This is a genomic window from Flavobacteriales bacterium (genome assembly GCA_021296215.1).
Classification (GTDB): Bacteria; Bacteroidota; Bacteroidia; order Flavobacteriales; family ECT2AJA-044; genus ECT2AJA-044.
In genome coordinates, this window is record JAGWBA010000005.1 from 40,762 (window position 1) to 56,618 (window position 15,857).

The following is a 15,857-nucleotide window of genomic DNA, read 5'->3' on the forward strand; positions in this document are numbered from 1 at the left end:
TAATGAGTTGCAAAGCTATGAATTTGTTCGCAGGGCTTTTTCTAATTTAGGGCCCTCGACAGCAGGTGGTATGAACAGATGGATCGGTTTCTCGTTGGCCCTCCTTTTTGGGGCCCTCTTTTCTTCTTCAACAATTCCGCAACCCGACCCGCGCTCTGAGTGGGTCGATTCGGTTGTGAATACCCTTTCCCTTGAACGGAAAGTGGCCCAATTAATTATGATCGAAGCGTACAGTAATAGGGATGGTGCCTATCGGCACGATTTGCATGCGCTCGTTACCAAGTACCAACCGGGTGGGGTGATGTTCCTTCAAGGGGGACCGGTACGCCAGGCGGCCATCACAAATGAATTACAAGAGCTTGCCCAAGTACCTATCTTCATCGCCCAAGATGCCGAGTGGGGTTTGGCCATGCGGCTCGATTCGGTCCGACCCTTTCCCTGGCCATTGACCGTTGGCGCCACCCGGAACGATTCACTCGCGTACCACATGGGCGCGCAAATAGCACAGCAATGTAAGTGCATCGGGGTTCACATAAATTTTGGCCCGGTAGCGGACGTGAATGTGAATCCGGACAATCCCATTATCGGCAATCGCTCCTTCGGGGAATCGCCCGAGCGAGTAGCTCGTTTGGCGGTGCTTTATTCTCGCGGACAACAAGATAATGGTGTAATGGCCTGTGCCAAGCACTTTCCCGGACATGGAGATACCGATCAAGATTCACACAAGACTTTGCCTACGGTCGCTCATTCGTCAAAAGAATTGAAGGAGATAGACCTGAAACCCTTTAAGGCACTATTCGATGACGGTGTAGGTTCTATCATGGCGGCGCATTTGAATGTTCCGGCTCTCGACCCTTCTGGTACTCCGACCTCACTAAGCAGTAAGGTGCTCACGGACCTCGTTCGAAACGAAATGGGGTATAAGGGCCTCATATTTACCGACGCCTTGAACATGAAAGGGGTTAGCGATCGCTACAAAACCGGAGAACTCGAAGTAAAGGCCTTGAGATCAGGAGCAGATGTACTCCTTATGCCGGGCGACATCGGCAAGGTGATAGAGGCCGTCGTAGAGGCGGTGAACAAAGGAAGCTTGAGTACGCAACTGATCGATGAAAAGGTACGACGTGTACTCGAAGCAAAATACGACTACCATTTGCACGAGTTGTCCCCGGTCAACGTGGACCAGATCTATACAGACATCAACAATGCTGAAGGAGCTTTATTGACCAGGCAGATCGCTCGCGAGTCGATCACCATAGTATTGAACGATGGTAACTTATTGCCCATCAAGGACCTTCCGAAGTTACGTCCCGCCTATGTGGCTCTAGGTGACGGGGTATACGAGTCGTTCGGCGAACGACTCAACAGCTATGTCGAAATGCCAGTTTTTCGCTTGGACAAAGACGCGACCGAGCAAGACCGAAACATAGTGTTGGAGCAGCTCAAGGAGTTCGACCCCATCATTATTGGTGTACATAAGAACACCGATAAGTTCTGGTCGAGCCCCAAAGTTTCATCATCGGACCGAAGCTTCTTTGAGCTTGTGGCACGGGACCACACTACGGTGCTCGATATCTTCGCCAATCCGTATGCCCTGAAAACATTTGGAGAAGCGCTCATGGCTGATGCGTTGATCGTGAGTTACCAGAATACGGCTGAGTCGCGTGATCTATCGGCCCAAGTGATCTTCGGGGCCGAAAAGGCGCGAGGCCGGCTACCGGTGAGCCCTTCTGCGGCATTCCCCGTGAATACCGGTCTCCAAACCGACGCTCTGGGTCGATTGAAGTACGGAATACCCGAAGAAGAGGGTATTGACGTGCGTAAATTGGGACGGGTCGACCGGATTATGCAGAATGCCATTGAAAAAGGAGGTACTCCCGGCGGGCAAATACTCATCGCCAAGAACGGCAAGGTCGTTTATGATAAATCTTTCGGCTACCAAACCTATGCGAAGTTGAGACCCGTTGATGAGTCTACCGTTTACGACTTGGCCTCGACCACTAAGATCTCCGCTTCGGTTCCGGCCATAATGAAGCTTTACGAGCTAGGGCGTTTGGATATTGATGAAGAGTTGGGCACCTACTTGCCCGAAGCTCGGGGCACCAACAAAGAGCACATGCGGTTCAGGGAGATCCTGGCTCACCAAGCCGGTTTAAAATCGTGGATTCCTTTTTATACAAACACCATCATCGAAGGAGGCATTCGGAGGCCCGAGTTGTTTCGAGATCAAATTTCGGATGAGTACCCTTGGCAGGTGGCAGATGATCTGTACCTGCGGTACGATTATCCCGATACCGTCTACAAACAAATCTACGCGTCTGAATTGCTCACCCGTAAGGAATACCGCTACTCCGACCTTGGTTATTATATGTTAAAGAAAGTGATCGAGGGTCAAATGACCATGCCCATAGACGAGTGGGTGCGGGACTCCCTCTTCGCGCCGCTAGGCGCATACACTCTTGGATACAAGCCTCTTGAACGGATGAACGCCGAACGTATTGCGCCAACGGCCGACGATCAATTTTTTCGCGGACAGTTGCTGCGCGGACATGTACACGATCCGGGTGCTGCCCTTACCGATGGAGTGAATGGCCATGCGGGGATCTTTGGCAATTCGACGGATGTAGCGAAGTTAATGCAAATGTACCTTCAAATGGGGCGTTACGGCGGGTGCCATTATTTCGACAGTACCACAGTGGTGCTCTTTACATCGTGCCAATACTGCGAAGACGACAACCGCAGGGGAATTGGGTTCGACAAGCCCGTGATTGACGGAAAGGGCGGCCCTACATGTAATTGCGTATCCCTGCTGAGCTTTGGCCATAGCGGATTTACGGGTACCCTGGCCTGGGCCGATCCGGCAGAACAAATCATCTATGTATTTTTGAGCAATCGGGTGAATCCGGACGACAGCAACCGAAAGCTCATTCAAATGGATGTACGCACCGACATTCAGGAAATCATTTACGAATCACTATATACCTATCCAATAATCGATGAAAACTATGAAAACTATGAAAACTAAACATTGGATCATCGCATTGTCCATATTTATTACGAGTACGGCCGCTGCTCAACAGGATAGCACTGTTCTCGACGGTCCCTTTTTACAATATTTTCCGGACAGCAGTGTCCATATCTCCGGTCAATACGAACAAGGCAAGAAGGTGGGCGATTGGCTCAGCTTTCACAAAAACGGTCTGCTCGAATCGATGCAGCAGTGGCGCTATGGTGTTTTGAACGGGATATCGATTCAAGTGAGTGATCGCGGTAATGTCAGAAGCCAATTGAACTACGTAAATGGCGAATTGCATGGAGAGCAGCGCTATTACTTTGACTATGGGAGGCTCGAGCGACTAGAGCACTACGATATGGGCGTACTCGATGGCGAATTCGTCAAGTTCTATAACCATGGTAAAAAACAAGAAGAGGCCTTTTATGTGGACGGTAAAAAAACGGGTAAAGCTACTTGGTACTTCGACAAAGGCGAGCCCAGTATTGAATACGACTACGTCAACGGACTCATTGAGGGTAAAATGACCTCTTATTACAAGCAAGGGGGCATAAAAACCATCGGGGAGTTCGCCAACAATGAACTAAATGGCGCATATCGTATTTTCTTCGAAGACGGAAGCATCAAGCAGGAAGGGGAGTACAAGAATGGCAAAAAGGATGGCCTCTGGAAGACCTACGACGAATCGGGTGAGGTCATTGAAGAAGTGAAATACAAAAACGGCGAAGTCAAATGAGGATCGGGATGGTCTTATACCCCACGTTTGGGGGTAGTGGTGTAGTGGCCACTGAATTGGGCAAGGCATTGGCACAGAAGGGTAATCAAGTGCACTTCATTACCTACAGCATGCCCGTGCGGCTCGATATTTTGGCTGAAAACGTTCATTACCACGAAGTCAAGGTATACGAGTATCCCCTTTTCGAGTATGCTCCTTATGAGCTGGCCTTGGCGAGTAAGCTCGTCGATGTGGTTAAGAAAGAGCAGCTCGACGTTTTGCATGTTCATTACGCTATTCCGCATGCCTACACGGCCTTTATGGCCAAGCAGATCTTGGCGGCCGACGGCGTTTCGGTAAAAGTGATCACGACCCTCCACGGAACCGACGTGACCCTCGTGGGGCGAAACCCGAGTTACAAATCGGCGGTCACCTTCAGTATCAATCAGAGTGATATCGCGACGTGCGTGTCGGAGAATCTTAAGGTAGAGACTCTCGACAACTTTGATGTTTACAAGGACATCGAGGTGGTGCCCAACTTTATCGACATCAATCATTACGTCGATGAAAAGCCATGCGTTCGCTCGGCCATAGCTCCGAACGACGAGGCGATCTTGACCCATGTTTCGAATTTCCGTCGATTGAAACGCACCGATGATGTGGTGCGGGTATTGGCTCGGATCTTGGAACAAAAACCGGCTCGACTCTTATTCGTTGGTGATGGGCCTGCCCGCCTCGATACTCAGAAACTGGTCAAGGAAATGGGATTGCAGGATCACGTGGTTTTTATGGGTAACAGTAATGACGTGATCCGCGTTTTGTGCATGTCCGATCTCTTCTTCTTGCTTTCTGAGCACGAGAGTTTCGGATTGGCGGCTTTGGAAGCCATGGCGGCCAAGACACCTGTCATCAGCTCCAATGCCGGGGGTATTCCAGAAGTGGTGGAGCATGGTTTCAACGGCTTCGTAAGCAACATCGGGGATGTTGACGATATGGCCAAGAACGCCCTAACGCTCTTGAACGACCCGCAGTTATTGGAACGATTCAAGGTTCAGGCCTTTGAAAGTGCTCAGAAGTTCGACATACATAAAATATTGCCGCTGTACGAGTCTCTGTACGAGCGCGTAATGCTCAGCCCCCAGCCTTCTTAACGCCGTATCCTTTCTTTTGTAGGAAGGCGATCGCTTTGTCGCGGACATCGCCCTGTAGAATGATGTCGCCGTCCTTTACTGATCCACCTACGCTGCATGTGGTCTTGAGTGCCTTACCCAGGTCTTTCAAGTCATTTTCGGTACCAACGAAGCCCTTGACCACAGAGGTCGTTTTACCACCGCGACCTTTTCGATCGATCCAAATACGCAGGTCCTGGTCTTCCGGAGCCAGGGTTTCTATATCTTCTTCGTCTTCATACGCATCGAAGTCGAAATCATCGTCGGTAGAGTAGATGAATCCACCCGAATCGCGCTTGTTTTTTCGCTTGCTCACAGCCTTCGTTTTGCCTCGGCAAGGTACCGAAATAATAACTACTTTAGGCGGCCAAACGACCCTACCGATGGAGATCCGCTATCGACGAAATGACTTAACGACCGACGAGTTGGTCGAGCTGTACAAAGCCATGTTGCTGCCTCGCATGATCGAGGAAAAAATGCTCATTCTGCTGCGTCAAGGGCGCACCTCGAAGTGGTTCTCGGGCATTGGTCAGGAGGCCATCGCAGCTTCTGTTGCTTTCGCCCTACGGGCGGATGAATATATTTTGCCTATGCACCGAAATCTAGGGGTCTTCACCGGGCGTAACGTCCCCTTAGAGAGACTCTTTGCCCAGTTTCAAGGAAAGATGAGCGGTTTTACGAAAGGGCGCGATCGAAGTTTTCACTTCGGCACGAATGAACACCACATCGTGGGTATGATCTCGCACTTGGGTCCGCAGTTGGCCGTAGCCGACGGAATTGCCTTGGCCCAGAAAGTGAGAGAGACCGGTAAGGTCACGGCGGTATTCACCGGAGAGGGCGGAACCAGCGAGGGTGATTTTCACGAAGCCTTGAACGTGGCGAGTGTGTGGGATCTTCCGGTGCTGTTCATCATAGAGAATAATGGTTACGGTTTGTCCACGTCTACGGCGGAGCAATACAGAGCGGAGCGATTGAGCGATCGGGCCAAGGGCTATGGTATGGAGGGTTATACCATAGACGGTAATAATGTATTAGAAGTCTATTCAACTATAAAGAGACTCACCGCCGAGATGCGGGAAAATCCCAAGCCGGTTTTGTTGGAGTGCATGACCTTTAGGAGGAGGGGGCACGAAGAGGCTTCGGGTACCAAGTATGTTCCCGATGAGCTTATGGAGTATTGGGAGCGTTTGGATCCCGTGGATAACTACCGCGATTACTTACTAACAGAGGGTATCATTACTGAGGAGGACCGCGAACGGTTCAGAGATCAATACCGCGAGCGCATCAACGAAGCATTGGAGATCGCCTTTGGCGAGGATGAGGTGATCAGTGACGAAGAGCGGGAGATGGGCGATGTATATCGCCCGTACGCGGAGTCGTTAATCGCGCCGCAAGGCGCCAAGAAAGAAATGCGCTTGGTCGATGCAGTGCGCGAAGGGTTGCTCGAGGGAATGCGAAAATTTCCGGAGCTCATTATCATGGGACAGGATATTGCAGAGTACGGAGGGGTATTTAAGGCCACGGCTGGTTTTGTTAAAGAATTCGGGCGCGTCCGCGTTCGGAATACCCCAATTTGTGAATCGGCCATACTAGCGGCCGGACTAGGCCTTTCGGTGGCTGGAATGAAGTCCGTTATCGAGATGCAATTCGCCGATTTCGTGAGTTCGGGATTCAACAATATTGTGAATAACCTGGCCAAGGTGCACTATCGCTGGGGGCAGAATGCCGATGTGATGGTGCGTATGCCTACGGGTGCCGGAGTAGGGGCAGGGCCGTTCCATAGTCAGAGTAACGAAGCTTGGTTTACGCACACGCCGGGCCTTAAGGTCGTGTATCCGGCATTTCCTGATGCGGCTAAGGGGTTGTTGTTGCGGAGCATCGAGGATCCGAATCCGGTGATGTTCTTTGAGCACAAGGCCTTGTACCGATCTTTGTATGGCAATGTGCCTACGGGATATTATACCCACGAGATCGGCAAGGCGGCATTGCGAGCAGAGGGTGATGAGTTGGTCATCATTACTTATGGTATGGGTGTACATTGGGCGCTGAAGGTGGCGCAGGAGGTTGGTGATGACAGAGTGGCCGTACTTGATCTCCAGACGCTTGTGCCGTTGGATTGGGAGTCGGTGTTCCAGAGTGTGCGAAATACGGGCAAGGTGTTGGTGCTGCACGAGGATACCTTGTTTGGTGGGATCGGAGGCGAGATCGCTGCGCGGGTGTCTGATGAGTGTTTTATGGAATTGGATGCCCCGGTGAAAAGGCTTGGAAGTATGGATACGCCCGTTCCGTTCGCCAAAGCACTGGAGGAGCAGTTCTTGCCGCTAGGCAAACTTCAAAAATCTGTAGAGGAGCTATTGGCCTATTGATCAGGGCTTTTGCATATTTTATCCACAATTTTATTCACACCGTTTCAATAATTGTTTATAACTTACGCATCCCGTAATTGTATAGGGGTTTGAAGCGTCGCATTATTACGGGTGGTTCTCTGTGCCGGGGAACCGTTGTTACGTGGTGCTCATTACGCTACGAATCATGAACATGGATTAACCTAAACTAAATCTACCATGAAGAAGATTTATTCCGGGATCTTGACATTCTTGCTCGTTTCCGTTTCGCTTATGGCATTTGGGCAGACTGTGGTAAACGTATACCCACAAAACGTAAACCGTTGGACGGGTTCATCTGATGGTGTAACGATTGAAAATAGTTTGATCGATGCGCAAGATGGCTCCGAGGGCTGGGCAATGTTCGACATCTCGTCCATTCCCGATGGTGCGACCATCAATTCCGTGAATTTCCATTTCTATGTGAATAATACGTATTATCCATACTGGTATATAGGTCCTATCTCCTCTGATCCATTAACCGCATCTGCCTCGGTATTGCATTTAGAGATCGATGGAATCAACGGGTCTACCAATTATGTGTACCGACAAGAGTCTTCGAGTTATGCCACGGGTCAAAAACGTCTCGATTTAGGAACCTTGGCAGCTAGTGATATGGAAGCAGCACTGTCTACGGGTAAGTTCGTGATCGGAATAAATAGTGAAGATGATAGTCCGACTTTTTACATTACAATTGATGGATGGAATGAATCGAATCCGCCATATCTTGAAGTTGATTATTTTCCCCCATCATGTTTTCCATCTGCAAATGTGACTGTTGCAAACATCACGTCTTCAAGTGCTAATGTTTCATGGACATCACCAGGTAATTCAGTTTCAACTACACTCGAATATGGACCTATCGGATTTAATTCGGGAAATGGTACCACAGTAAGCGTTTCAGGTACGAGCTATTCTCTTAATGGACTTGCAGCCGGAACCACCTACGATGTTCGTCTCATTGAAGATTGTGGTAATGTTGATGGTCTTTCAACAGAAACCTCTGTATCATTCAGCACACCTTGTCCGTCTAGCTTTGTGGCTCCTTATTCTACTAGTTTTGAGGTTCCCGGAGTTGGAGATCTATGTTGGAATCAAGACTCTAACGACGACTTTGACTGGACTGTTCAAACCGGAGCAACTCCAGATGTCAATACTGGACCCGATAGCGCTGCAAATGGTAACTATTATCTCTACACCGAAGGAGATGGCCCCGGCGCGGGAGACGTAGCCATTTTTGCCAGTCCAGATATCGACCTTTCAAGTTTGAACAATCCAACCGTACGCTTTCAGTATCACATGCGCGGAACTTCTGTAGGTTCGTTGGATTTAGAGGTTGAAAATCCAGCCGGTTCAGGTAACTGGACGTTGGTTTGGTCGGAGATTGGATCTCAGAGTTCTAGTACTACCGATTGGCTTGAGGCGGTTGTTCCCTTAACCCCTTTTGCCGGCCAAAATGTTGCGTTCCGCTTCTATGGAACCCGGGGCTCCTCTTCGAGTACTGATATTGCTGTTGATGACTTCTCAGTTGAGGAGGAATTCTGCATCACGCCCTATGATGTGGTCGTTGATCCACAAGGTTTGTTTGCCGATGTTTCATGGACGACTTTGAATGCGGATAGTGTTTCGATTGCTTACAGAGAAGTGGGAGCTTCTTCTTGGGATACAATCAGTGGACTTACAAGCTCGAACTTTACCATCTTTGGATTGGATGAGCAGACCGGTTACGAACTTACGATAACGGCCTTTTGCAGTAGCATTGGAGGTACGGCGACTACGCAGGTGATTCCTTTCACTACCTCTATCGCTTGTCCCGATCCTTTTGGAGGGGCTACCTCCGGCGTAACTACCAATTCTGCTGATTTAAGTTGGAATACGGGAGGTAGTTCAACTTGGGATATTCAATACGGTTCCTCTGGTTTTATTTTTGGGCAGGGAACGAATACCGCCGGAGTTACGTCAAACCCATATACCTTAGGCAACTTGACGCCCGGTACGACCTACGACTGGTACGTTCGTGATGATTGTGGTGCGAATGGAACCAGTGATTGGGTTGGACCTTATTCTTTTTTGACCTTACCAGTATGTGCTCCGGGAACAAGAAAAGTGATTATTGATATCAACACTTCAAGTTACGGTAATGAAGTTTCGTGGGACATTCGCAGTTCTACGGGCGTTGTCATGGCAAGCGGATCAGGGTATGCAGATTCTTCAAGCTATCAAAGCGAAGCGTGCCTTGCAGATGGCGAGGTCTATACATTCTTCGCATATGACTCTTGGGGTGATGGTTGGAACGGAGGAACTTATACAGTTTCTTGCGAGTCATCAGGAACAGTTTTAGCGAATAATGGTGGTGCAACGCCCAATAATGGTATCGGCGGATCTAACCCGAATGACACAGAGTCAACAGAGGATTTTACTACGGACCTCTGCTATTGCACCAATGCTAGTGGAATGACTGTTAGCTCAGCTTCTGCAACGGATGTTTCAGTTTCATGGACAGCTGGAGGAAATCTTAGTGGTCCTTGGGATTTAGTAATCGTAAGTGCAGGAAGTGACCCCAATTCGGATACACTAATAGCTGCGGCAACGGGTCTTACCAGTACGTCTTACACCTTCACCGGATTAAGCCTGAGTAACAACACCACTTATGATGTTTACGTCGCTGAATTCTGTACAGGGCCAGGCTTAATGCAACCGTTCAGCTCCAATGCATCGTTCCATGTCTTTAGTTGTAGCAGTACAGTAGTGGCGCCTTCAACTGAAGGATTTGAGGGGCAAAATACTTGTTCAACTATTTGTATGGCATCTTGTACGATTGCGGGAAACTGGATGAATGTTTCCTTCGATGATATAGATTGGGCAAAAGATCAGTTTGGTACTGGTTCAGGTGGAACAGGACCACCTAGCGGAGCCAATGGGTCTTCTACCTATATATACACAGAGGCCTCATCAACATGTAGTTCAGGTAACCCTAAAGCTGTTTTAGAAAGTACCTGTTTTGACTTGAGTTCATTGAACGCTCCCGCATTGAGTTTCTGGGGACATTTTCGGGGTCAAAGTATTGGAAGAATCGATGTGGAAGTTTCAAGTGCATCGAGTAACTGGACAGTGATTTGGTCCCGTACGGGTGCTCAAGGTGACTCTTGGTTAAAGTACTCAATTGATTTAGGAGCTTATGCAGGACAGACTGTTAAATTCAGGATTTCGCATCAAATTGGCTCCGGCTTTTCTGGAGATGCTGCCTTAGATGATATTACCGTCGGAGAAGTGCCATGTACGGCACCGGCAGGAATTGCGGTCGATGCCGTTTCGGGAACGGGAGTAACATTAAGCTGGTCCGCATCACCACCAGCATTAACCTATGATATTGGTGTATGGAACGCCGGCGATGATCCCTTGGTTGATGCTCCGGTAGCTAGTGCTACAGGAGTTACTGGAACCTCAGCTTCGCTTTCTGGGCTTACTCTTCAGTCTAACTATGACGTTTATGTTCAGTCTAATTGTTCCGGTGGAGCCGTTGGCCAAGTTCAAGGACCTTCGTTTCAAACGGCATGTGCATCACTTGTTGCACCATATATGGAGAATTTTGACGGTTCGTCATGGGGCAATCTCAATACTTACGACCCTTGTTGGAATGTAGAGAGCACCACGGCTCCCAACTGGGAAGTGGATAATGATTTTACGGGCTCTTCCAATACAGGTCCTAGTGGGGATGTAAGTGGCTCCGGCAGATATATTTTCTTAGAAACGTCACCCCCTGCGTTATTTGGCGAGAGTGGATATATTGAGACACCTTTCCTTGATATCTCAGGACTCACAAATCCCGGTTTTACTTTTTACTACCATATGTATGGAAGCGCAATAGGTACGCTTGAGATTCAAGCACGTAGTTCTGGATCTTTCCAAACTATTTGGAGCTTGTCGGGTCAGCAACAGACGGATGAATTAGATCCTTGGCTTCCGGCATTTGTGGATTTATCCGGTTTTAGCAGCCCTGTTCAGTTCAGAATTGTTGGAACCATAGGTCACACAGGGAACGTCGCTCGCCTAAGTGATATGGCTGTTGATGAGTTTTTCGTTGGCAACGTTTGTCAACCGACCTCGAGCAACTTGACCGTATCAAATGTTTTGGATGCCTCAGCTGATGTGTCATGGACGGGATCCTCAAGTTCGTACATCGTCGAAGTAGTTCCTGCAGGCCAGTCGCCGACAGGGTCTGGAACTTCGGTTAGTGGTACTTCGACTTCTTTGACTGGTTTGACTGCTGAGTCTGACTATGTGGTTTACGTCTACGGAGATTGCGGCTTTGGACTTAGCTCGCCTGTACAACAATCATTCTCAACAGGCTATTGTCCGGCGCAATCACTAATTCCTTTCAGTGCATTACCATACACAGAAGGATTTGATGTATTACCCGCGCCAAAAGTCCCTTGTGGGTGGCTGGTTGATGACCGGAATGCGGATAATATCGTTTGGGAGACACAGGATCGTTCATCCTTATCTCAATCAAATCCGAATGCGCTGGAGATTATTCGCAATACGTCGGATGATATGGATGACTGGATCTTCTCTCCTGAATTTGAAGTTCCGGCCAACACATCGTTGGATATTATATTCAGTTATCGTGTTCGTACGAATCAATATGTTGAGAAGCTCGAGGTATTTGTAGGATCGGGTCAAAACCCGGCCGACATGAACTTGAAGTTATTCGACGTGTCTAACTTGCAGAATAGCTTCTACAAGTCCGTAACCGTTTCATATACGGCTACCGCTGCGGAAAACATCTTCATCGGTTTACACGGCTATTCAGACGCTGATCAGTTCGCACTTTACATCGATGACTTCGAAGTAAAAGAAGCTGATTGTCCTACACCATTCCTCCTGAGCGGTATGGGAACGGGACAAACAACAGCTCAGTTAGCGTGGGACGGTCCCGGTGATGTATTCATAGTTGAATATGGTCCAGCCGGATTCGCACCGGGTACCGGTACAACCGTTCTTGCTTCGAGCAGTTCTTTGACGCTCACCGGATTGGAAGTTGGTTCCGATTATGAGTTCTATGTACAAAATGACTGTAATGGAACAGGAGATGGTTTATCCCAAAATGCCGGACCTGCTAGTTTCTCTACCGATTGCCCTTCAATTACGGCAAGTTCAGTTAGTTCTTGTCCCGATGGCAGTATGATCACATTGACAGGTACACCTGCGGGTGGAACATTTTCAGGTCCTGGCGTAAGTGGTGGCAAGTTTGATCCAACCGCTGTGCAACCCGGAACATATACCATCAGCTATCGCGTACCTACAGCTTTAGGTAACTCATGTGCGGGTACCATTGACATTAGTGTGAACCCATTCCCGAATGTAACCTTTGGTGATCTTGGATCATACTGTGATGGACAGAACGGATTTACCATTACTACGGCGAGTCCAACGGGTGGAGTCTTCTCCGGTCCCGGAATAGTGGGTGGCGATTTCGTACCTGCACAGATCGGTGTTCCTGGAACCTACACCTTGTACTATACGTATACGGATGTCAATGGATGTACGGCCATGGATTCGGCTTCAGTAACCTTGATTCCAACCCCGAATGTGAATCTGAATGCTTCACAGACTTTGTTCTGTGGTGTTAATGATTCAACGGTGACCTTGAACGGTACACCAGCGGGTGGAGTATTTAGTGGACCTGGGGTGGTTAATGGAGTTTTTGACCCATCCATTGCCGGTTTAGGAACACACACTATTCGTTATACGGTTAGTTCGGGTAGTTGCTCTACTCAAGATCAATTGGTTATGACCGTAAATCAAGTTCCATCTGTAATTGCATCACCCGATGCCGTCGTACTCTACGGACAAGGAATTCAACTTAGTGCCGTGGCTACGGGTGGTAGTGGAAATTACACGTATCAATGGTCTCCCGCCGACAGTATCTTGGGTACCACCGGTCAGGGTAATCAAGTAACTACGCCTCCGCTTTCTGTTAACCAACAGTTCGTAGTGCGTGTAACCGACAATGTTACCGGATGCCGCGGATTCGATACAGTGAATGTGACGATCTTTGGTGGACCGATTAGTATTACGCTATCGTCGAACAAGGATACGATCTGCGTTGGAGAAACAGTTGAATTGTATGCCGAAGTTGACGGTGGTAGTGATACGACTTACAGCTTCCTTTGGACTCCGAGTTCATATATGACGGATCTGCACGACGATACAACTTCATCGTCACCGATCGTAACCACCACGTATGCATTCTATGTGGACGATTCGTTCAGTCAAAAAGTAGAGCACATCACTATTTATGTGAATCCTCTGCCGAATGTGACGTTCTCTCCTATACCAAATCCGTGCGTGGATGGTGCTGCAATGATGATGTCACAGGGTAGCCCAGCCGGTGGTACGTATTCTGGTCCAGGTGTTGCGGCTGGAATGTTCGATCCGGCCGCGGCTGGAGTTGGAACGCATACCCTGACGTATACTTATGTAAACGCTAATGGTTGTGAGAACTCTGCAACACGCGATGTGATCGTAGCTCCTAAACCTACGGTGACCATGTCTGCATTGGCCGACGTGTGTACTGCGGATGCGCCATTCGCTCTAACTGTAGGTGCACCAACAGGGGGTACATATAGCGGACCAGGAGTAAGTAATGGTATGTTCGATCCTGCTGCTGCAGGTGATGGTACCTTTACGATCAACTATACGTACACTAATGCGAATGGTTGTACTGAGTCTGCATCAACGACCATCGTCGTGAACCCTGCGGCAATTGGATTCCACTTACCTATTCCAGATGTGTGTACGAACCAAGGACCAGTGACCTTGACTGGAGCTATTCCTCCGGGAGGTACGTATACTGGACCAGGTGTAAATGGTGGAACATTCTATCCTTCTCAGGTAGGTCTTGGAACGTATACCTTGGATTACACCACGGTTAGTGTTACCGGCTGTCCAATTGAATTCCAAGCTACCATCGTAGTGAACGCTGTTCCGAGTGTGAGTACTTCGAATTTTGCAAACACTTGTGCAAGTGCAGTGCCGATCGCGCTCACTGGAGCAAGTCCGGCAGGTGGAACATGGAGTGGATCCGGTGTAAGTGGAGGTAACTTTGACCCTTCAGTAGCCGGAGCTGGTACACACGTGCTGACTTATTCTTACTCTGACGGTTCAGGTTGCGTTGGAACAAGTACTTCAACTATCGTTGTTGAGCCTGCTCCAAATGTTAGCTTGTATACTGTTGCGAGTGCATGTGTGTCGGGAGGAACAGTGCCATTGATCAGCGGAAGCCCGGCGGGCGGAACCCACAGTGGTCCTGGTGTTACAGGAACTACTTTCGATCCGGCTGCTGCTGGTGTCGGAACGCACACCATTACGTATTCATACACGAATGCTCAAGGCTGTGCTGGTACAGCGACTTCTACGATTAACGTAACCGCAAGTCCTTCTGTATCACTTACATCACCAGGAAACTTCTGTAAGAATGGTGCGCCAGGTACACTGTCCGGAACACCTGGTGGAGGAGTATTCTCAGGTCCAGGCGTAAGCGGTGGCTCATTCAATCCGGCATTAGTAGCGCCAGGAACATATACCATCGTTTACACTTATACGGATGCAAATGGATGTAGTGGTACCGATTCTCAATCGGTTACCGTGGATCCATTGCCAGCTGCTCCGACCATCGTTCAAAATGGTTGTGACCTTACAGCTCAGTCAAGTGCGACCAACCCGACTTATACTTGGTTGGATGCACAAGGCAATACAGTTGGAACTGGAGCTACCATTACTACACCTTGTACCGGATTAAATATCTATTACTTGGTTGTTGAAGATGGAAGTACTGGATGTTCTGCAACGAGTTCGCAGTTCATCGCTGACTACGTGAGCCTCGAAGACGAGTTGACCGACGAAACCATCGAGGTGTTCCCGAACCCGAATCGCGGTTCATTCTCTGTATCGATCGCACAATTGAGTGCAGATAATGTTGAAGTGGTTATCACCGATGCACGTGGTCGTGTAGTAATGGAAGAGCAAGTAGACCATGTAAATGGTTCCGGCTTCGACCGAGACTACAACTTGTCAGAAGTAGAAAATGGAGTGTACTTCATCCGCGTTTCCGCAGATGGTCACAGCAGCGTGAAACGCATTGTGATCGAGTAGTAATAGCTTCAAAATATAATTGTATAAACCGCCTCGGTCATAAGATCGGGGCGGTTTTGTTGTTTAGCAGTGAGCAGTGGGCGTTTAGCTTGATACCAAAACCGTGGATGACACGAGATTCCGACTACCGATTTTTTCTGCTCCTAGGGGTGAGATCCGTGTTGGCAATTAGCTTGAAGATGCCAGCCATTAGTCATTAGCAATTCCAATTAGCCATTAATCTTTGGCTGTTGGTGGCATGGGCTAACTCCTGCATTTCATTGTGCTTTTTTGGGTCCGAGACCCATATATGGTCCGGTATTCCGTTTTAAGAATTAGCCATTACATCCCCGGGTTAAAACCCGGGGCCTAGGGATTGTGCATGGGAACATTGTGTATGGACAATGAAGACTGAATATCCACGGGTTAAAACCCGGGGC

General features: G+C 48.8%; 6 protein-coding genes. 5 read left to right on the plus strand and 1 reads right to left on the minus strand.

Annotated elements, in window-relative coordinates:
• Window positions 1–70: 70 nt before the first annotated feature.
• The 3 genes from J4F31_01690 to bshA are packed head-to-tail and all read left to right on the plus strand — an operon-like array spanning window position 71 to window position 4,879.
• Entirely contained in the window at window positions 71–3,025 is a 2,955-nt protein-coding gene (locus tag J4F31_01690) for a serine hydrolase (protein MCE2495295.1), read from the plus strand.
• Window positions 3,015–3,749: a toxin-antitoxin system YwqK family antitoxin gene (locus J4F31_01695; GenBank protein ID MCE2495296.1), complete on the plus strand. Its 735-nt coding sequence runs from the start codon at window positions 3,015–3,017 to the stop codon at window positions 3,747–3,749. The genes J4F31_01690 and J4F31_01695 overlap by 11 nt, the downstream gene beginning before the upstream one ends.
• Window positions 3,746–4,879 carry an N-acetyl-alpha-D-glucosaminyl L-malate synthase BshA gene (gene bshA, locus J4F31_01700; GenBank protein ID MCE2495297.1) on the plus strand — a complete coding sequence of 378 codons (1,134 nt, stop codon included), beginning with the start codon at window positions 3,746–3,748 and terminating at the stop codon, window positions 4,877–4,879. Before J4F31_01695 ends, bshA begins: the two co-directional genes overlap by 4 nt.
• Here bshA and J4F31_01705 read toward each other — a convergent pair.
• On the minus strand, window positions 4,860–5,213 hold the full coding sequence (locus J4F31_01705; protein MCE2495298.1) for a translation initiation factor: 354 nt from the start codon (window positions 5,211–5,213) through the stop codon (window positions 4,860–4,862). The two genes, bshA and J4F31_01705, sit on opposite strands and share 20 nt — an antisense overlap.
• 130 nt (window positions 5,214–5,343) lie before the next feature.
• Between J4F31_01705 and J4F31_01710 the strand changes: the two genes are divergently transcribed.
• Together J4F31_01710 and J4F31_01715 are read left to right on the plus strand one after the other, a co-directional pair.
• Window positions 5,344–7,263 (plus strand): dehydrogenase, encoded by a 1,920-nt coding sequence (locus J4F31_01710; GenBank protein MCE2495299.1) that lies wholly within the window; start codon window positions 5,344–5,346, stop codon window positions 7,261–7,263.
• A gap of 198 nt (window positions 7,264–7,461) precedes the next feature.
• Entirely contained in the window at window positions 7,462–15,438 is a 7,977-nt protein-coding gene (locus tag J4F31_01715; protein MCE2495300.1) for a fibronectin type III domain-containing protein, read from the plus strand.
• The last annotated feature ends 419 nt before the right edge of the window (window positions 15,439–15,857 follow it).